The 20,672-nt window shown below is 40.3% G+C and carries 17 protein-coding genes and 1 riboswitch; of the genes, 13 read left to right on the forward strand and 4 right to left on the reverse strand.

The features are described 5' to 3' along the window. The first annotated feature begins 525 nt into the window (after positions 1-525). From cls to AWM68_RS00270, 5 genes are all read left to right on the forward strand, one after another. On the forward strand, positions 526-2,028 hold the full coding sequence (gene cls / locus AWM68_RS00250) for a cardiolipin synthase (protein ID WP_066235962.1): 1,503 nt from the start codon (positions 526-528) through the stop codon (positions 2,026-2,028). Between the two features lie 153 nt (positions 2,029-2,181). Beyond that, positions 2,182-2,964, forward strand: coding sequence for an undecaprenyl-diphosphate phosphatase (locus AWM68_RS00255; RefSeq protein ID WP_066235964.1), 783 nt, complete (start codon positions 2,182-2,184; stop codon positions 2,962-2,964). 107 nt (positions 2,965-3,071) lie between these two features. Beyond that, positions 3,072-3,203: riboswitch (cyclic di-AMP (ydaO/yuaA leader) on the forward strand. A gap of 139 nt (positions 3,204-3,342) precedes the next feature. Beyond that, a complete protein-coding gene (locus tag AWM68_RS00260) occupies positions 3,343-4,002 on the forward strand; it encodes a potassium channel family protein (protein WP_066235965.1) in 660 nt (219 codons plus the stop codon). A 9-nt stretch (positions 4,003-4,011) separates the two neighbouring features. Beyond that, positions 4,012-5,358, forward strand: coding sequence for a TrkH family potassium uptake protein (locus AWM68_RS00265; RefSeq protein ID WP_082820559.1), 1,347 nt, complete (start codon positions 4,012-4,014; stop codon positions 5,356-5,358). A gap of 141 nt (positions 5,359-5,499) precedes the next feature. After that, positions 5,500-6,618, forward strand: a complete 1,119-nt coding sequence (locus tag AWM68_RS00270; protein ID WP_066235968.1) for a GerAB/ArcD/ProY family transporter — start codon at positions 5,500-5,502, stop codon at positions 6,616-6,618. Positions 6,619-6,706: 88 nt separating this feature from the next. Here AWM68_RS00270 and AWM68_RS00275 read toward each other — a convergent pair whose 3' ends face one another. Next, positions 6,707-7,165, reverse strand: a complete 459-nt coding sequence (locus AWM68_RS00275; protein WP_066235970.1) for a hypothetical protein — start codon at positions 7,163-7,165, stop codon at positions 6,707-6,709. 181 nt (positions 7,166-7,346) lie between these two features. On the opposite strand from AWM68_RS00275, the gene hutP reads away from it, so the two are divergent. From hutP to AWM68_RS00305, 6 genes are all read left to right on the forward strand, one after another. Then, positions 7,347-7,781 (forward strand): hut operon transcriptional regulator HutP, encoded by a 435-nt coding sequence (gene hutP / locus AWM68_RS00280; protein WP_066235971.1) that lies wholly within the window; start codon positions 7,347-7,349, stop codon positions 7,779-7,781. Positions 7,782-8,167: 386 nt separating this feature from the next. Then, a complete protein-coding gene (hutH, locus tag AWM68_RS00285) occupies positions 8,168-9,694 on the forward strand; it encodes a histidine ammonia-lyase (RefSeq protein ID WP_066235973.1) in 1,527 nt (508 codons plus the stop codon). A 17-nt stretch (positions 9,695-9,711) separates the two neighbouring features. Then, positions 9,712-11,373 (forward strand): urocanate hydratase, encoded by a 1,662-nt coding sequence (hutU, locus tag AWM68_RS00290; protein ID WP_066235975.1) that lies wholly within the window; start codon positions 9,712-9,714, stop codon positions 11,371-11,373. Positions 11,374-11,388: 15 nt separating this feature from the next. Further along, positions 11,389-12,660 carry an imidazolonepropionase gene (hutI, locus tag AWM68_RS00295; protein WP_066235977.1) on the forward strand — a complete coding sequence of 424 codons (1,272 nt, stop codon included), beginning with the start codon at positions 11,389-11,391 and terminating at the stop codon, positions 12,658-12,660. Beyond that, positions 12,635-13,606, forward strand: a complete 972-nt coding sequence (gene hutG, locus AWM68_RS00300; protein WP_066235979.1) for a formimidoylglutamase — start codon at positions 12,635-12,637, stop codon at positions 13,604-13,606. The genes hutI and hutG overlap by 26 nt, the downstream gene beginning before the upstream one ends. Then, complete coding sequence (locus AWM68_RS00305) at positions 13,603-13,863, forward strand: helix-turn-helix domain-containing protein (protein WP_066235981.1); 261 nt, start codon at positions 13,603-13,605, stop codon at positions 13,861-13,863. The genes hutG and AWM68_RS00305 overlap by 4 nt, the downstream gene beginning before the upstream one ends. 168 nt (positions 13,864-14,031) lie before the next feature. Here AWM68_RS00305 and AWM68_RS00310 read toward each other — a convergent pair whose 3' ends face one another. From AWM68_RS00310 to AWM68_RS00320, 3 genes are all read right to left on the reverse strand, one after another. Next, positions 14,032-15,072, reverse strand: coding sequence for an acyltransferase family protein (locus tag AWM68_RS00310; protein WP_066235984.1), 1,041 nt, complete (start codon positions 15,070-15,072; stop codon positions 14,032-14,034). A 151-nt stretch (positions 15,073-15,223) separates the two neighbouring features. Beyond that, complete coding sequence (gene ytvI, locus AWM68_RS00315; RefSeq protein ID WP_066235986.1) at positions 15,224-16,258, reverse strand: sporulation integral membrane protein YtvI; 1,035 nt, start codon at positions 16,256-16,258, stop codon at positions 15,224-15,226. Between the two features lie 146 nt (positions 16,259-16,404). After that, on the reverse strand, positions 16,405-17,229 hold the full coding sequence (locus AWM68_RS00320; protein ID WP_066235988.1) for a YihY/virulence factor BrkB family protein: 825 nt from the start codon (positions 17,227-17,229) through the stop codon (positions 16,405-16,407). A gap of 325 nt (positions 17,230-17,554) precedes the next feature. On the opposite strand from AWM68_RS00320, the gene AWM68_RS00325 reads away from it, so the two are divergent. Next, the gene (locus tag AWM68_RS00325) at positions 17,555-18,262 is read left to right on the forward strand and encodes a TerC family protein (protein WP_066235990.1); all 708 of its coding nucleotides are present in this window, start codon (positions 17,555-17,557) and stop codon (positions 18,260-18,262) included. A gap of 310 nt (positions 18,263-18,572) precedes the next feature. Next, positions 18,573-20,579: a methyl-accepting chemotaxis protein gene (locus AWM68_RS00330; protein ID WP_197468109.1), complete on the forward strand. Its 2,007-nt coding sequence runs from the start codon at positions 18,573-18,575 to the stop codon at positions 20,577-20,579. The last annotated feature ends 93 nt before the right edge of the window (positions 20,580-20,672 follow it).

A 20,672-nucleotide genomic window follows, 5' to 3' on the forward strand; every position in this document is an offset into this window, starting at 1 on the left:
TTTATGTGTTTATTTTTTTGCGGAAAATTAAAGTGGACAGTAAAAATAGCAGAGTGGACAGTAAATTTACCAAAGTGGACAGTAAATCAGCGAAAGTGGACAGTAAAACTCAAAAAGTGGACTGTTTATTCGTAAAAGGCGACAGTAAGTGGCATAGAGGAGTCTGTGCAGGGGGGCAGTTTTTTTGTTGATGACGGTAATTTGTCCAATTGACTAGTGAATCTGTCCGAATTGAAGATTAATCTGTCGGATTGGTCACATAATCTGTCCGATCCAGCCAATAATCTGTCCAATTCAAAATTCAACGCCGATTGGCCCCGCAAATTTTCGTAGCGTCTGTATATTAACCCAATGCGCACACAAAAAAACCGTTTCAAATGATTGATACGAGACTAATTTTCATAACAGACATGATCTCTGCAAATCCTAAGAAAAAATGGTATAAAAAGAGAGATGCTCTTGTTTTATTTACAAGGGGAAGGGAATAAAAGAGGTAAAGAGAAGACTCGAAAAAGGAGCTAGTGCATGAAACGGACATGGGAATTTTTTCTAACACTATTGTTACTCATCTGTTTATACATCGTTTTTTTTGCAGAAGGATATGTAATCATCAAAACAGCATTCGGGCTCCTTTACATTTCTGTCATCTTGTATACGATTTATTCGTTAATGCTCGAAAACAGAACGGCTCAGCACACGCTCTTATGGATTTATGTTCTGATTTTGTTTCCCTTCGTCGGGTATATGTTTTACTTGTATTCGGGACAGCTCTATTTAAAAGGTCATCTGTTTAAATCAAAAAGAAAGAAAGACAGAGATGAGTGGATCAGGGTTTCTAAACAAGAAGAGAAACCAGATTTTAGTGATCTTAAAAGACATCAGCAATGTTTCGCTAAACATGCTCACCACATCACGCTTACTCGGATTAACAGACGGACGGATACAAAGATTTTACAGAACGGTCAAGAGACGTTTCCGGAGATTATCGCACGGTTACAAGAGGCAAAGGAATATATACACATCCAATATTACATCTTTCGTTCTGATAGGCTCGGGAAAGATATTATTGATCTTTTAATCAAAAAAGCAAACGAAGGTGTTAAAGTCAGATTTTTGTATGATGGAATTGGGAGTTTATCCTTACAGCAGCACGATATCGACCGAATGAAAAAGGCAGGTATACTTGTTGAAGCGTTTCTGCCTGTTCGCTATGGATTCTTTAATCAAAAATTAAACTTCCGAAATCACCGTAAAATTATTGTGATCGACGGGAAAATTGGTTTTGTTGGCGGATTGAATGTTGGTGTTGAGTATTTAGGTGAAGACCCAGATATCGGTTTCTGGCGTGATACACATATGGTCATGGAAGGAGAAGCTGTTCAGGTTCTTCATGCTATTTTTCTAATGGACTGGGAGTATGTATGCGGCGAGGATTTGTTAGAAGATGATCATCTAACAAAAGCCTATCCAGCCGAAGGGGACGGCACCGTTCATGTCGTGGCGAGCGGGCCTGATACGCAACTCGGCATTATGAGTGACCTTTATTATTCTTTAATTTCCTGTGCGGAAAAATCGATCTGGATTGCTACGCCTTATTTTGTTCCGAATGAGGCCATTCGAACAGCACTTCGGGTGGCCGCCAAAAAAGGAGTTCAAGTTCGTTTAATGGTACCTGAGATTAACGATGGATTCTTAACACAATATGCAACCCGTTCTTATTATCCTGAACTTCTCCGCTCAGGAATCGAGATTTATTCGTATAAAAAAGGGTTTTTGCATCAAAAGGTTATCATTATTGATGGTGATACAGCATCAATCGGAACAGCAAACATGGATATGAGAAGTTTTCATCTAAACTTTGAAGTGAATGTGTTCCTCCTAAACACTTCCTCTGTTGATGATCTAGTTCGACAGTATGAAGAAGACGTGGAAGAATCGACAAAGATACGCCCTGTAGAATTTTATAAGAGAGGGCTTTGGGAAAGAACGAAAGAGTCGTTCGCCCGTCTGTTTTCAGGTGTTTTATAAGATTTAGATTAGGAACGTATCTGTTATACGTGAGTACCGCAGAAACAAAACTGACGAAGAGATTCGCCGCCTATAAGAAAACAGAAACATTGGCATAGAAACCCCCTTTAGAGAATAGGTTGTACGAGACCATCTTTTGAGGGGGATTTTTTTATGGACTGGCTCGAGGCCCTGATATTAGGTATTGTCCAAGGCTTAACTGAATTTTTACCTGTTAGCTCAACAGGACACTTATTATTAGGCAGGCAGATTTTTCAGCTGGAAGAAGCAGGGCTTTTCCTTGATAGCATGCTGCATATCGGAACACTGATCGCCGTTATGACAGTGTATGGAAAAGAGATTTTGGAAGTCATAAAAAGACCATTCAGCAAAATCGGAATTCTGCTCATTGCTGGAACGATCCCAACGGCAATAATCGGATTAGCTTTTAAAGATTTTTTTGAGGAAATCTCGAAAACAGGTGTAACCGTCGGGTGGGAGTTTTTACTGACAGGTTTTCTTTTATGGTGGGCAGATTCATATAAACGGAACGGATACAAAGGAATTGATGACATTACAATTCGAGATGCTCTTGTGATCGGAACGTTTCAAGGAGCAGCCATTCTTCCGGCTGTTTCGCGATCAGGTCTAACGATTGCAGCAGCTTTATTTTGTAAAATTGATAAAAAGGCTGCGGCGTATTTTTCATTTTTGCTTTCAATCCCATCGATTGCTGGCGGTGTTGTGCTTCAGTCAAAGGATCTTTTCACAGGTGCACAGCCACCGATCTCTTTTTCAGCGTTGGCCATTGGGACGCTAGCTTCATCAATATTCGGATATATGGCTGTGAAGTGGATGATTAAACTGCTTCAAACGGGTACGTTAAAAGGCTTTGCCATCTATGTATGGTTTGTAGGAATCGTTGTTTTAGTTCTTCAATTTTCAGGTAAAATGTAAAGTATTTGTTAACACATTAAAAATGGATTGACATTTAAATGATGGAGGATTACAGTATATGTAATTCAAAATTTAGCAGGCTTTAGATCGCTGAATTTACAGTTGTTTTTAGGGTAAAACTAAAATGAACTGTGAAACGGGGGAACCAATTTTTTGGGGTGAATTTTGCTTTATGCAAAAAGGGATACTCCAATCCCTAATCCGACAGCTAACCCCGTAAGCGTCATGTCACTGGAGAGGTCAATTTGGTGAAAAACCGGACCCGCTTTTTTGTGTGGTCTTTTTTTGCGTTTTTTAACTGATATAGAAACCTCTTAACCAGCAAAGGCTAGAGGACAACGAAGGGAAACTTCATGTAGTTTAAGGGGAGAAACCGAAATGAAAAAAAAGCAGTTTGCAGTTATAGGATTAGGCCGCTTCGGGGGCAGCATCTGTAGAGAATTTGCCACGATGGGTTACGATGTCCTAGCAATTGATAACGATATGGAAAAAGTAAATGAATTTGCAACGATCGCTACACAAGCGGTTCAAGCTAATTCAACAGATGAAAAAGTGATGAAGTCTCTAGGGATCAGAAACTTTAACCATGTTATTGTTTCGATTGGAGAAGACATCCAAGCAAGTATTCTGACGACCTTGCTTTTAAAGGAAGCAGGGGTAAACAAAGTTTGGGTAAAGGCTCAAAACGACTATCATCATAAAGTTTTGGAAAAGCTAGGTGCAGACCGTATTATCCATCCAGAGCGTGACATGGCACTTAGAGTTGCACAGCTTATTTCTTCAGAGAAAATCATTGATTTTATTGAATTATCACACGAACACAGTATTGTTGAGATCGGTGTAACAGACAAACTGGTGAACAAAACGCTTACTGATTTAGATGTGCGTGCTCGCTACGGATGTAATATAGTTGCCATTAAACGGGGAGATGAGATCCATGTTTCTCCTATTGCAGATGTTTCTCTAGAGTACGGAGATATTCTTGTTGTTATCGGAAAAAACGAGGATCTGAACCGTTTTGAGGATGAGGGAGTGTAAGCATTGGCACTGCATGTGAAAAATCCTAAACGATTTCTGCACAATCCGATAAAATTGAGTCCGCCGCAATTTTTAGCATTGCTGTTCTTATTTCTTATATTTATTGGTACGTGCCTATTAAAGTTACCGGTTGCGCATGAAGAATCCATATCTTGGATAGATGCATTTTTTATCGCAACATCAGCTGCAACCGTAACAGGGCTGGCGTCGGTTGACCCAGGTTCTACCTTTACGCTGTTCGGTGAAATTGTGATCTTATTCCTGATTCAAGTCGGAGGACTTGGTGTGATGTCCTTTGCTTCCTTAGTCGTCATTATGATGGGGAGGAAAATTTCCGTTAAGCAAAGGGTGCTGATGCAAGAGGCCCTAAACCAGCCTTCAATCGGCGGGGTGATTCGGTTAGTCCGAAATTTATTTGTGTTTTCAATCAGTATCCAATTGATTACGACTTTCTTTTTATCCATAAGATTTGTACCGGAATTAGGTGTTTATAAAGGCATTTATTACAGCGTGTTCCACGTTATATCAGCGTATAACAATGCAGGGTTCTCACTTTGGTCTGACGGATTAACAGGATATGTTGGAGATCCTATGGTCAATATCATCATATCGTTTCTCTTTATTACGGGAGGTATTGGTTTTACTGTATTGGTTGATATATGGGTAAGCCGCAGATGGAAGACCTTATCGCTCCATACCAAAGTAATGTTGATCTCCACACTGATCATTAACGTGGTGTCCATTCTTTTGTTCTACTTATTCGAATTTAATAATCCGAAAACGTTAGGGATGCTTTCTGGTGCTGAACAGTTTTGGGCGTCCTATTTTCAAGGCGTTTCGCCAAGAACGGCAGGCTTTAATTCCATAGATATGACATCAATTACACCTGATACTTCATTGTTAATGGTGCTTTTAATGTTTGTTGGAGCAGGGAGCACATCAACTGGAGGCGGAATTAAGCTGACCACATTTGTTGTTATTCTTTTTGCCGTAGGTGCCTTTTTGAAAGGGAAAGAAAATCCAGTTATTATGAAACGAACAATTCGTGTGGCCATTGTATATCGAGCCCTTGCCATTTCAACCATCTCGCTGCTCTTTATCTTTGCCGCCCTCTTCATATTGAATTATGTTCAAAAGGATACTTCTTTTATGGTTATCGTTTTTGAGGTGGTTTCCGCTTTTGGAACGGTAGGATTGAGTATGGGTCTTACAGCGGATCTTACAATCATCGGGAAAATCGTGATCTGTGTTGTGATGGTTTTCGGTAAAATAGGACCACTCACATTAGCATTCAGTCTAGCAAAACAATCTAAAGAAAATATTCGTTATCCTGATGGTGAAGTATTTACAGGATAAAAAAGAAAAGCTAACTCAAGGGAAAATTTCCTTTAATGAGTTAGCTTTTTCTTTTTTGGCTATTTATGGGTTAAAGCCTTTTCAGTTGGGAATGCTAAAACAAGATTTCTAAGCATACTGCAGAAAGGATGGGAACTCGTCATGCAAAAAATTAAAGAAGCTTTTCTCGTGTCTCCCTTTCTTGTCTTTTTCCTTGTCCATTCTGAACAAATTGGTGTCGGAGTTCTCGGGTATCAGAGGATCATCGCGAAATATGCGGGTTATGATTCTTGGATATCTGTCATTATCGCTGCCGCATTTGTCCATATTCTTATATGGATGATCTATTATGTGCTTAATAATGGTGATGGGGATATCGTTAGTATCCATAAGTCATTGTTTGGCGGTCTTTTTGGAAACCTGTTTAATCTTGCTCTTTTGCTATACTTTCTATTATGGTCTATTACAGTTTTAAGAACGTATATTGAAGTGATACAGGTCTGGATGTTTCCTACATTGAGTACGTGGAAGATCGCTATTGTCTTTCTCCTATTAACGTATTATGTCGTTTCTTCAGGTTTTCGAACAGTTGCAGGAGTCTGTTACTTAGGAGTCGTTATTCCATTAGGATTAATCACCTTGTTGTTTTATCCATTAGAGTTCACACATTTTTCTAATCTGTTGCCTGTATTTGATGAAAACATTAAAGATTATTTATCAGCAACGAAAAACATGATGCTCAGTTACCTGGGATTTGAGACACTGCTCGTTTTTTATCCATTTATAAAAAATGCTAAACGCTCTCAAAGATTTGCACATCATGCTAATATCTTTACCTTTATGATGTATTTATTGGTTACACTGTTCTCGTTTGCATTCTTTAGTGAGGAGCAGTTGGCGAGAAATATATGGGCAACCCTTTCCATGGTTAAAATCGTACAAGTGTCATTCGTGGAACGTTTTGACTTTGTGTTTGTATCCATATGGTGCCTTGTAATCCTTCCGAATATTACACTTGCCATATGGTGCTCGAGCCGAGTTGCTAAATTAATGTTGAACATTCGTCAGCATGTAACACTAATTGTTTTATTAGGAGTTGTTTTAGTTTCTTGTATCTTTTTAGATACCCGCTTAAAAATCAATCTGCTCAATAATTACACGAATATTATTGGCTTTTACTTAGCCATTAGTTATATTCCTCTGTTATTTATTACAACATTTCTCAAAAAGCAATTAAAGAAGAAAAGAAAGAACAATGAGCAAGCAACACCTACTACTTGATTAAAAGTAAATACAATCAAAAAAACTGCTAACCTTTCATCTGAAGTAGAGATGAAGCGGCTAAGCAGTTTTTATATGAATATAAAATTTAAGCTTGAAGCAGCAAGGTTAACCGATTTTTATGTTTCTCCCGCTGGAAATCATCAGATGTGTTATGCCAATTGTGAAGAGTTTCGTTAATAAGCTGTTTAACCATATGCTTCGCCCAAACAACATATGCGCCATATATGTCACCTTTAAAAAAGCTTGTTAACATATTGTTTTCAGGACCGAAAAAGAATCCAAGCTGATCGTGGATGAGTGTAGCTTCTTCCATTGAAAACGGCATGATTTTATCTGAAAGCGTAAATTGGTAAGAGTTGTTTTCTTTTTTTACAAATGAGATGGCATACAGTTGGCCTTCAGGCAGAAAACCTTTCGTTGTAGGTAAGAGCAATATAGGGTTATGTCCTTTGTCATAAGCAATAAAAAAGTCATTCGCATTTTCCTCAAACTGCGGTGTTCGTGACATTGAAGCAAGTGCAATTTCTTTTTGTACGTTTAACATGTTACAACCCTCATTCCGTTTTATTCTTACTAACATTCTTACCGCTAGATTGCTAGATTATACATGTCTTTTTCTTTACTATAGTGACGTGATAAGTTGTTGAAAGGGAATTGACGGACAAATTGTAAACGCATACACTAGAAGTAGTTATTAGCCGTGAGCAGAAAGAGTGGTTCATGAAATGGCATTATCGAACGAGCGATTGATTGGAAAGATGGCGATGTTAGGTGTATTAGACGAAAGCTATCTGCCTGAGATTGAGAAACAGGGCTGGAAGTATTGCGTAGGCAAAGCTGGTTCGATGGATTCTCAAAAGGTAGTAGCTGCGATCGAAACAGCAGCCAAAAATGAACAGGTGATTCAAAGCGGGATTTATCGTGAAACCCATTCCCTTTATCATGCCATCATGGAGGCTTTTCATGGTGTGACAAGAGGACAGGTTCAATTAGGGACGGTTCTTAGGACTGTAGGTTTGCGGTTCATTGTTGTCCGCGGCAATCCATATGAAAAGAAAGAAGAAGGGGACTGGATCGCAGTCGCTCTATACGGAACAATTGGTGCTCCTGTAAAAGGGTTGGAGCATGAAGCGATTGGTCTCGGGATTAATCATATTTAAATAAGTGCCCATAGCAACTAGTGATGAGGGGGCGTATTCGAAAGTGTTTCTTTCGGGTGCGCTCTTTTTGTTTGTAATAGGGCCTTTTCGCAAAGCTTAGTTGTTATTTGAAGTAGTTGATTTCCGTTCCAGATGCTCGCTTTCCGGGGGGCGTGCGGTGAGCCTCCTAGCGCTCTGCGCTGTTAGGAGTCTCACCTGTCCCGCTGATCCCCCAGGAGTCTCGCATCTTGCACTCCAATCAACAGTTCAACGAAGTTTTTAAAACAAACTAGAAAGCAAGAACATTAAAACCGCTTTCGTAAAACTTTGAGGAGAAAAAGCCAACCTAAAGCAACATTTAACTCTAAAGAAACTAAAGAAAAAACCTTAATAAAAGAGGGATGATAATGGTTACGTTAACAGGTAATACGCTTTCGATGGAAGAGATTAAACGTATTCTGCATGAAAATGAACCGATAGAAGCTTGTCCTGTCAGTATGAAGAAAGTTGCGGACAGCCGTAAAGCGGTTGAAGAGATCGTAGCTGCAGGGAAAGTGGTCTACGGAATAACAACGGGTTTCGGAAAATTTAGTGATGTATTTATTTCTAGAGATGATGTTGAGACATTGCAGATCAATCTGATCCGCAGCCATGCGTGTGGAATCGGGGAACCTTTTCCTGAAACAATTTCACGCTTGATGCTGATCTTGCGGGCAAACGCGTTACTAAAGGGTTTGTCAGGTATCAGGCCGGTAGTGATCGAAAGGCTGCTAGAGTTAGTCGAAAAGAGCGTCCATCCTGTTGTTCCACAACAGGGATCACTTGGGGCGAGCGGTGATCTGGCTCCACTTTCTCACTTAGCACTCGTTTTAGTAGGTGAGGGGGAGGCGTACTACAAAGGAGAGCGACTTCCTGGTCAAGAAGCATTAAAGAGAGCGGGCATTGAACCTGTTGTGTTAACGGCTAAAGAGGGCCTTGCTTTAATAAATGGAACACAAGCCATGACAGCTCAAGGAATTGCAGCCTATCTAGAAGCTGAACGTATCGGGCTCATGGCTGATGCCATTGCTGCATTAACAACTGAGAGTTTAAGAGGAATAACAGATGCGTTTGATGAAGTCGTGCATCTTGCAAGAGGATATAAAGAACAGGTAGAAGTGGCTGAGCGGCTTAGAGCCTATTTAGAAGACAGCCAGCTTACAACGAAGCAAGGCGAGATCAGAGTGCAGGATGCGTATTCGTTAAGATGCATTCCTCAGGTACACGGAGCATCTTGGCAAGTACTTGGTTATGTAAAAGAAAAGCTTGAGATCGAGATGAACGCTGCGACGGACAATCCGCTCATTTTTGATGATGGCAAAAAGATTATTTCAGGCGGTAATTTTCACGGTCAGCCGATCGCTTTTGCGATGGATTTTCTGAAGCTTGCTGCAGCAGAATGGGCCAATATTTCAGAACGCCGAATCGAACGTATGGTAAATCCTCAATTAAGCGACTTGCCAGGTTTCCTAAGTCCGAACCCAGGTCTAGAGTCTGGTGCGATGATTATGCAATATGCTGCAGCATCGCTTGTATCTGAAAATAAAACGCTCGCTCACCCTGCAAGTGTTGATTCGATCCCATCATCAGCGAACCAGGAAGACCATGTGAGTATGGGGACGATTGCTTCAAGACATGCAGCGCAAATCATAGCGAATGCAAGACGAGTGCTGGCAGTAGAGTTAATCTGTGCGATGCAGGCGGCAGATTATAGGGGACCTGAAAAACTCGCGCCAAAAACTAAAAAAGTTTATGAACATGGCAGAATCGTATGTCCGACCATCCAGTGTGACCGTATGTTTCATAGGGACATGGAAGCCGTTGCATCATGGATCCTTGACCCGTCGTGGAATGATATTTTAATTGGTACAAAAACTCAAAAGTTAGCACATTAAAAAGGAGGTAATTTTACATGTCAAACGTAAAACATTCTATATCAGCTGCTAGAGGTACAAAATTATCGGCAAAAGGGTGGGTTCAAGAAGCAGCAATACGCATGCTGATGAACAACTTAGATGGGGAAGTTGCGGAGAATCCAGATGAACTCGTTGTTTATGGCGGTATCGGAAAAGCTGCTCGAAACTGGGATTCTTATCATAAGATCATCGAAACGTTAGAGCGTTTAGAAAATGATGAAACCCTTCTTGTCCAATCTGGTAAACCTGTTGCTGTCTTTAAGTCGCATACGGATGCACCGCGCGTTTTACTCGCAAACTCCAACCTCGTTCCTGCATGGGCAAACTGGGAGACGTTCCGTGATTTAGAAAAAAGAGGTCTGATGATGTACGGCCAAATGACAGCTGGCAGCTGGATCTATATCGGAACTCAAGGCATTTTACAAGGAACGTATGAGACGTTTGCAGAAGCAGCAAGAAAGCATTTTAACGGATCACTTAAAGGAACGATCACACTTACTGCGGGTCTTGGAGGAATGGGTGGCGCACAGCCTCTTGCTGTAACGATGAATGATGGTGTTGTGATCGCAATAGATGTAGACGAAACAAGAATTCAGCGCCGCTTAGACACAAGATACCTAGATAAAAAGACGGATAGCTTAGAAGAAGCATTAAAGATAGCGAAAGATTATGCGGCAAAAGGTGAGCCATTGTCAATCGGATTGTTAGGTAACGCCGCTGAACTTTTACCAAGAATGATTGAGATGGGTGAGATACCTGATCTCGTTACAGACCAGACATCTGCGCATGATCCGCTGCATGGTTATTTGCCAGTTGGGTTCACAATGGAAGAGGGAGCAGAACTTCGTAAACGAAACCCTGATCAATACATCGAAAAGTCAAAGCAATCCATGGCGGTTCATGTAGAGGCGATGCTGGAGATGCAAAAAAAGGGTGCTGTTGTTTTTGATTATGGCAATAACATCAGACAAGTTGCTTTTGACGAAGGAGTAAAAAACGCTTTTGATTTCCCTGGATTTGTTCCAGCGTTCATCCGTCCATTATTCTGTGAAGGAAAAGGACCTTTTAGATGGGTAGCGTTATCGGGCGATCCTGAGGATATCAGAAAGACAGATGAAGTGATATTACGAGAGTTTAGTGATAACGAGCACCTCTGCAAATGGATCAAGATGGCTCAGGAGAAAGTTCAGTTCCAAGGCCTTCCGTCCCGTATCTGCTGGCTAGGATATGGCGAACGTGCGAAGTTTGGAAAAATCATCAACGAGATGGTTGCTTCAGGTGAACTGTCAGCACCAATCGTAATCGGACGCGATCACTTGGATTGTGGTTCAGTGGCATCACCCAACCGCGAAACAGAAGGAATGATGGATGGCAGTGATGCGGTTGCGGACTGGCCAATTTTAAACGCGATGATCAATGCTGTAAATGGTGCCAGCTGGGTTTCTGTCCACCATGGCGGCGGTGTTGGGATGGGGTATTCCCTTCATGCTGGAATGGTTGTTGTGGCAGATGGAACAGAAGAAGCCGCACGCCGTTTAGAGCGTGTATTAACAAGTGATCCTGGAATGGGAATCGTAAGACATGCTGATGCAGGTTATGACTTAGCGATTGAAACAGCAAAAGAAAAAGGCGTCGACCTGCCGATGATCGAGAAATAAAAAGGAGTGTGGAAAATGCTAGATACATTGATATTGGCCGGACAAGTGGTTGTTCCAGAAAGTAAAGGAAGAGCGCTTCGCGGAACGGAAATGAATGAGCTAAAAATCATTGATAATGGTGCCGTTGGCATAAAAGATGGCGTAATCTCATTTATTGGGACGGCTGAAGAAGCAACAAAATTGCAGGCAGCAGAAACGATTGATGCAGCAGGAAAACTGTTATCACCTGGCTTAGTGGACCCTCACACACATCTTGTGTTTGGGGGATCACGTGAGCATGAGCTTGCACTTAAACAGCAAGGTGTTCCTTACTTAGAAATCCTGGCACAAGGCGGCGGAATTCATTCCACCGTTAAAGCGACCCGCGAAACAAGTGAAGATGCTCTTTATGAAAAAGGACTTTTCCATTTAAACAGATGTTTAACATATGGTGTCACGACGATGGAAGCAAAAAGCGGATATGGGCTTGATAAGGAAACAGAACTGAAGCAGCTTAGAGTGGCTAAAAAGCTGAATGAAACACACCCAATCGATCTTGTGTCTACATTTTTAGGAGCGCATGCAATTCCTGAAAACTACAAAGGAAGACCGGATGCGTTTTTAGAAGAAATGCTCTCGATGCTAGGCGTTATCTCGAAAGAAGGTTTAGCTGAGTTCGTAGATATTTTTTGTGAGACAGGCGTATTTACGGTTGAACAATCTAAAGTGTTTTTACAAAAAGCGAAAACTGCTGGATTTGGTGTAAAGATTCATGCTGATGAGATCGATCCTCTTGGTGGAACTGAGATGGCTTGTGAGATTGGTGCTGTTTCGGCAGATCACTTAGTAGGAGCGAGTCGTGACGGCGTTCAAATGCTTGGGGAGTCAGAGACGATTGCGGTTCTCTTGCCAGGTACAACGTTTTATTTAGGAAAAGATCAGTTTGCGCCAGCTAGAGACATGATTACGAGCGGTGCTGCTGTTGCTCTTTCAACCGATTTTAATCCTGGAAGCTCACCGACTGAAAATCTGCAGTTCATCATGAATCTGGCAGCATTAAAGCTGAAGATGACACCAGAAGAAATTTGGAACGCGGTAACGGTTAATGCCGCTTTTGCGATTGGACGCGGTGATGTAGCTGGCAGTTTAGAAGAAGGAAGAAAAGCGGATCTTGTACTGTGGGATGTACCAAACTATAAATATGTTCCTTATCACTATGGCGTCAATCATGTTCAAAAAGTGTGGAAAAACGGCAAGTTGGTGGTTGGAAAGGGAGATGTTCATGCAAACTATACCCTTTCTACGTAAATCAGGCTCAGCACCATTTACGGATCGTGGAATAAAAAAAGCAGGCCAGCTTTTGCGGCAGTGGGCAGGAGAGGAAGTAAAAGGAGTAGCAATCGCTGGTGCTCCACTCTCCAAAACGTCCATCTCTCATTCGGGTGCACACTTATCACCGCAAACGATTCGTATGATGATGCAGTCATTTTCTACTTATAGCATTGAAGAAGAAACCGATATGTGGGATTACATCATTACCGATTTTGGAGATATTGAGATGCATGTGACAGATCTGTTTGAGTCTCAAACACGGATTTTTTCAGCGTTAAGAGATATTCAAGACCAGCATAAGGATGCAGTGGTTATTACGCTTGGCGGTGATCATTCGGTATCTGCAGGAGCGATAAAAGCCTTTCAAGAAACTAGAGGCAGGGTAGGAATCATCCAGTTTGATGCGCATTTTGATCTCCGTAATACAGAAGATGGCGGCCCATCGAACGGAACACCATTTCGTCAGCTGATTGAAAATGGTGTGATCCATGGAAATCAGCTGATTCAGATTGGTATTCGTGATTTTTCAAATGGCAGACTTTATCATGACTATGCAAAGGACCAAGGGGTTACCGTCCATACGATGGGTGATATCAAAAGAGATGGTCTTCTTTCTTTGCTGCAAAAATCAGTTGACCAGTTAAAACAGACAACAGATAACATATACCTTTCACTGGATATGGACGTGTTGGACCAAGCTTATGCACCAGGTTGCCCAGCTATCGGACCAGGAGGATTAGACAGTCATTCATTAATTGAAGGAATTCAATGGCTCGCACAGGATCCATCTGTAAAAGGAATGGACATTGTAGAGATCGACCCGACACTTGATTTTCGGAATATGACGAGCCGTTTAGCTGCGTACATCATCATGCAATTCACGCTTTTCTATAATAAAAGAGAAGGAGGTACAACGAAATGAGTGATTTTGGCAAATTCATAGAGTTGTCTCGAAATCAAAAAGGCTTAAGTAAATCCGAGCTAGCTCGCAGACTAAGCATTACGCCTCAGTATATGGCTGATATTGAAAAAGGCAGAATGATACCGTCTGAGGAAAAGATCGAGAAGCTTGTTAAGACGCTGGAACTGAATGAAAAAGAGGCGTTTAAACTTGCAGATAAACTGCCCTTGCGTGTGTTGGCAGAAGCAAAACAAGAGTACTATAAGCAGGGATCTTGAGGTCATTTGGAAGCCTACCATTATTGGTGGGCTTTTTGTAAACATGTTGCTTTTAAAGGGTGGTAAATTTCCGTTTCCGGTGCCCCGCGCAAAGCGAGCATCTGGAACGAAAATCAACAACTTTCAAGAAAAAACCGCAGCATTTATACAAGCTGCGGGTTTTTATGTTTAACTTTCACTTTCTCTTGGTTGAGAGGGTTTGGGCTTTAAGATTTTTTTAAGTCTGGACCAGCGCAGTTCAATAAACGGCTGTGCCAGAGCAATGACAGGCTTGCTTGCTAGGAAAAGTGTTACGATGACAGCTAAGAATAGGAGCATAAAGTACGCACCGTTTTCTTCAATTGATGCAAATAGTTCTGTTGTAAACAGATACTTCAACACAAATCCATGGAGCAAGTAGATATATAATGTCCGTTCACCAAATTCAGTAAAGAACATTCGTCTGCGTGGCAGTAGCGCTAAGAAGCTAAATGTTGCTGCAAACATGACTCCGTACATGGCAAGTCTGACGATACCGCCATACCAATCGTTGTAGCCTAGAATTTCAGAGTAGGAAGAAGACGATAGGAGCCATTCTTTTGTACCGTTTGGAAAAATAAAATGATACGTGATAAACAGTACGATTAAGAAGGCCGCAGATGCCGCTTTGGCCCTAGGGCGTAAAATCTTTTTAAAGTCTCTCTTCTCAAGCAAATGTCCTAGCAAGAAAACAGGGAAGAAGACAAACGTTCGAAGCAAGCTTAAAAATGTACCGATATCATGGATATAACCTACTGCTACACCAATCCCAATAGCAAGTACGAGCGGGTATTTCATTTTCACAAAAACTTTTAAGAGGATATTCCAGAAAACCAAACTCAGTAAGAACCAAAGTGTCCAATGCGGTGAGAAAAAGTCTAGTTTTACCTCGCTTTTACCGTATAGGTCATAATAAAAAAAGCTGTAGATTAACTGAAATACAAGATAAGGAATCAAAACTTTTTTAAAGATTTTTGGCAGGTACCCGTCACGCCAAACGCCTTTAGTGAAAAATCCGGCAATCAATATAAAGGCAGGCATATGAAATGTGTAAATAAAGTTGTAAATCGTGTAAAGCCACTCATTTTGACTTTTTATCGGGGAAATAAAGTGCCCGAACACGACAAGGAAAATTAGTATAAACTTTGCGTTGTCAAAATAATAATCGCGTTCTTTCGTTGCAGTACTCATTGATATTCCTCCAATAATCATTCACCATGTAAAGTATTCGTATGAATTCCTCGTTTTTTTTACTCACTCTCTATAATTCCCAACAATACGGGTGTTTCTAACCTATTTAATAGAAAAAAAGCGTATTTCCTATTAAGGAAACACGCTTATGTTAGAAATCTATTTTTATTTTGATAAAACCTGCACTTCTTAACGCTTCGTATATAATGACGATCGCAGGACCAACGATCAATCCGATAAAACCTAAGAGCTGGAAACCAATATAGAGCGAAACGAGTGCAGCAAGTGCAGATATTCCAAGACTTGATCCTAGTATTTTCGGTTCTATGATTCTTCGGACGATTGTAATTACGCCGAACATGATTAAAAGTCCGAAAGCGAGATGATCATTATTATTGATAAAGAAAGAGTACGCTGCCCATGGTACTAGGAACGAACCTGTACCCAGGATAGGGAGAATATCAACAATAACAATTAACAGAGCGAGAATTACAGCATACTCTACGTCTAAAATCATGAGCCCTATTAGAGCTAATAGATATGTAACGAAGCTTAAGATGATTTGTGCCCGAAAAAACCCTACGGTTGCTCTTGATAATTGACTAAAGACCAGTTCAACTTTTTCACGAGCTGATGTTGTGAACAAGTTAAGAAACTCGGCATAAAGTCGAGGAAGATCGAGTGAAAATAAAAATACGGCAACTACGTAAATGATAAAGTAAATCAGCAGACCAGGAATGGCTGTGATTAAACCTAAAATGCCAGATGTTAAATTCTTTGCTGTTTCAACTCCATAATCCTTCAAACCTACTAATCCCTCTTCAAGCGTTCTTACGACTTCAGGAGGAAGTGTAGCATAAAAGTTTTCCATTTCATAAAACGTATTTTCTGCTACTTCAAACAGATGAACAGAGTAGGATGGAAGAACCGTTATAAACTCAATCACCTGAATAACAAGTGTAGTTGTAAGCCAGTAGGAAAGGATCCCGAATCCTGCAAGATACAAAATAAATGTAACAGTGACGGCCAATAATCGTCTGCCTTTAAAAAGTCTAATAAACAATTTTACTACTGGTTCTAGCATTATAGCGGTAAGCAATGCGAGAAGGAGAGGTATACTGTAAAAGACAAAGATGACGATTCCGGCAAGTAAAACGAGTAATAATATTAAGTTTTTTACAGTCATTTTCCAGCCCCAATCCCCGTGATTTTTATCCAGTCAGTATTTTCATATTACTATCCATTATGACCGGAAAAAAAGATGATAATTCTTCGTATATACACAATGATGTTACGATAATGTGAAAAAGTCAATTGAAGTGAGTGAAGTTTTCAAAAATCTTTTTTATTTTGCATCTGCCACCTTAAAGCGAGTATCGCATTCAACTGTCCGCCTGCAATTAAGATCATGGCAGATATGTAGAACCACACCATCAATGTTAATAATGCGCCTAAATTTCCGTATATCTGTCCGTAATCAAAAATAAGTACATAAGAAGAAAAAAGATAGGAAAACAAATGCCATCCAGCCGTTGAAAATATAGCTCCAGGCCAAACATTGCGAAAGGTGAGTTTTACATTTGGTGCAAATCGATACAATGCAGAAAAGATAGAGAGCAAAACGGAAAAGCCGATCAGATACCGTGCCGTCTCCCAAATATGCCAAACGGGATGGGAAAACCCTGTTTGTTCAAATATGTATATCCCGATCTTTCTTCCGAATACAGGCAGTAAAAGAGCTGTAATAACCGCAATGACAAGCCCGAACGTTAGAAACATGCCTAAGATGAGTTCTTTGAAGAAAGGGCGGCTTTCTTCTACTTGATAGGCTTGGTTAAATACACGGATGATGGCATGAGTTCCAATTGTGGCAAGCCAGATCATAATGATTAATGATAGTGATAAGACATCCCCTCTATGTTCATCCAAAACGGCAACTAGATTATACTCTAGTAAAGTATATGCTTCTTCAGGTGCAATAGACTGGAAAAGTGAAAGAACATAAGCAGACGAGATAGGCAAAAAGCTTAGAACGGTAAAGATAAGAAAGATAAAAGGAAACAAAGAAACTAGAAAATAGTAGGCAAGCTGTGCAGACAAATCAAATACTTTATCTTCAAAAAAACGATGAAACCACTGTTTCATAAACCAACGCATGAGGGCAGCCTCCAAATTAGATCTTAAGGTCTCTATCTTGCATTATTCCCGTATAGAAAAAAAAGAACGCTTTTTCTGAAACAAAACGTTCCTATAATCGTATCAATGATTTAATGAAATTGACATAAAGCTGTTGCAAGAATGATTTATCTGTGTTTCTGTGAACAACAATGGCAGCTGCAAAGAATAACTAAAGGAGAGGTTACTTGTGTAGGTTGAGGCTGAACTCATTTTTTATAGTTTGCACTCATGAAAAATTCTTTTCCTTTTTAAAAGGCATAGAGTTATACTATTATACAGATGTTTAACAGGGAGGCTTTTTTTAATGGATTTTATGACACCAGATTTCTGGTCAGCCTTATTGGCAATCGTTGTTATCGATTTAGTGTTGGCTGGTGACAACGCAATTGTAATCGGTTTGGCTGCTAGAAACTTACCGAAAGAAAATCAAAAGAAAGTTATAATTTGGGGTACAGTAGGAGCAATCGTTATTCGTGCGGCTGCAACACTCGCAGTAGTATGGCTGCTTAAGATTCCAGGCTTGCTTCTTGCCGGTGGACTGATTCTTTTATACATTGCTTACAAGTTGATGATAGAAGAGAAAGATCATGATATCGAAGCACAAAATAGCGTATGGGCTGCGATTAAAACGATTATTATTGCGGATGCGGTAATGGGTCTTGATAACGTACTTGCAGTAGCAGGAGCAGCACATGGTGATTTCTTGCTTGTCGTGCTTGGCTTATTGATCTCAGTACCGATTGTTGTTTGGGGAAGCACATTGTTCTTAAAATTAATTGATAAATATCCGTTCATCATCACAATTGGAGCTGGTGTACTTGCATGGACAGCTTCTAAAATGATCGTTGGTGAAAAGTTTATGAAGCCTTATTTTGAGAACGGCTTTGTAAAGTATGGATTTGAGATTCTAGTTATTCTTCTTGTACTAGGAATCGCAACTCTTAAGAAAAGAAAGATTGCTGAAGAAAGAGCATCTGCAGAGCAGAACTTATCAAAAAGTGAAGCACAGTAAAAACCGCCTAGTGCGGTTTTTTATTTTGCAGAAAAGTGAATTCCGTGATGTGAAGGTTTTTTTCCGTGATAAGTAATCTTTTTTCCGTGATCAAAAGCCATTTTTCCGTGATAAGCAGTGTTTTTTCCTTGATTAGGTAATTTCTTACTCAAAACAACAAACCAAGATAGGTGAAAAGTACCAAATTTAAACACTTTTAAATAAAAAGTAATTCTTTTGTACCTGTTTAGACCTATTTAATAAACCATTTACGATCCATTGTCGATATTTTAGCTAAGGGGTTACAGAATGAATGGTGGGGGTTAAACAGATGTTTAAAAGAATTCAGACGAAGATTATGCTTTCAGTAAGTATTTTGGTTGCAGTTGCACTTTTATCTGCATCTCTATTTTCATATTTACAAACAAAGCAACAATTAGAAATTAAAAGCAGTGAGCAAGCTACAGGGCTTGCTGATGAAGTAAAAGCTTCAACAGAAATCTATTTAAATTCATATGGCAATACGATCGATCGTTATAGTCGAGACAGCAGGTTGATTACCTATTTGAAAACAGTAAAGACAAACGAAGCAAAAGGATTAAACGAGGCATGGCCGATCGTTGACGAAGATTTTAATCATTTTTTAAAACTGAATGAAAACGCTGCTGTTTTGTATGTTGGGGCTGAAACGAAACAGTTCAAAACAACACCTGTGCTTGAGCTGCCAGATGGATTTGATCCCACTGGGCGTCCGTGGTATCAAACAGCAAAACAGTCTCCTGACCAGGTCATGTGGACAGAACCTTATGAAGATGCAAGCTCTGGTGAGTACGTTGTAACCGTTGCGAAACCCGTGTTAGACCCGGAAACAGATGAGGTCTTAGGTGTGGTCGGTCTCGACTTAAGCCTTGCTGGGTTATCAAGCATGATCAACAAAACGAAGGTCAGCTATGGCGGCTACCCTGTGCTCTTAGATCCAAAGGGAATGGCACTTGTTCATCCGACACAACAAGGTAAAGACTTAAGCAAAGAAGTTTTTGTAAAAGAGATGAACAAACGTGAAAAAGGCAGCGTATCTTATACCTATCAAAAATCGGATCGTGAAGTCTATTACACAACGATTGCAGACACGAAATGGAAACTAGGATTTGTTTATGAAAAGAAAAAGTTATTAAAAGATGCTCAAGAACTATTCAATATGATTCTAATATTCACTTCAATTGCTGTAATTGTCGCGCTAGCTGTCACATATTTCATGGCAAAAAGTATATCTAATCCCATTCGAAAGCTGCAAGAGCAGGTTCAGCTTGTTGCAGAAGGAGACCTTACTGTATCCGTAGAAGCTAAATCTAAAGATGAAGTAGGGACCCTTACACATCATTTTAATGCGATGGTAGAAAACATGAGAGGTTTAATCACTTCGGTCAGCCAGTCTGTTGTGACCGTAAATGAATCTACTTCTAACTTGAGTGCTGTTTCAGAAGAGACGATTGCAGCGAGTGAAGAGGTATCAAGAGCTGTTAGCGAGATTGCATCGGGTGCAACCACTCAAGCAGAAGATGCAGATGAAACGAACCGAAGAACAATGGATCTGTCGTCACAAATTGAAAAGGTAAATGAACAAGCAGAAGAGATGACGCGTCTATCGGCACTTGCTGAAGCGGCTAACCAAAAAGGAATCTCACAAATGGACGTTCTTCGTGAAAAAACAAGTGAGAGCAATGAAGTCCTGCAAAACATAGAGTCAGTGATTTCAGGTTTAGCTAGTAAAGTAGAAGAAATTGAGCAAGTGATTCAATCGATTACTGAGATTTCAGAGCAGACCAACTTGCTTGCATTAAATGCTAGTATTGAAGCAGCTAGAGCAGGAGAGAGCGGACGTGGTTTTGCAGTTGTAGCAGATGAAGTACGTAAACTTGCAGAACAATCAGCAGTAGCTGCGGATAAAGTGCGAAAAACGATATCGGGTATTGGAGCTGAATCGGTTCGTGCAGTAAAAGAAATGGAACAGACAAAACAAATTTCGCGAGATCAAAGCCTGACTGTAACGGATACGGAGTTTGCATTTAAGGAAATCGCTGATACGATGAATGAAATGGTAAGATCCATTCAGCAGATTACGAGTGAAGTAGAGATCATCAACAACTATAAAGAAGAAGTGGTTGCTTCCATTCAAAGCATTGCTGCTGTAGCGGAACAATCTGCAGCAGCAAGTGAAGAGGTAAGCGCATCAACAGAAGAGCAAGTCAGAGCACTTGCAACTGTTTCCCAATCAGCTGAGGAATTGAACGATGCATCCCAAGCACTGACAGATATGATCAAGTACTTTAAGATCTAATAATGCTAGATTGGACAGATTAAGTTGTAGAACGGCTAAATAATCGTCCAGATCAGACAGATTATAGATTGAATTGGACAGATTATCGTTTGA

This window comes from Fictibacillus phosphorivorans (assembly GCF_001619875.1).
In the GTDB taxonomy this organism is placed as follows: Bacteria; Bacillota; Bacilli; order Bacillales; family Fictibacillaceae; genus Fictibacillus; species Fictibacillus phosphorivorans_B.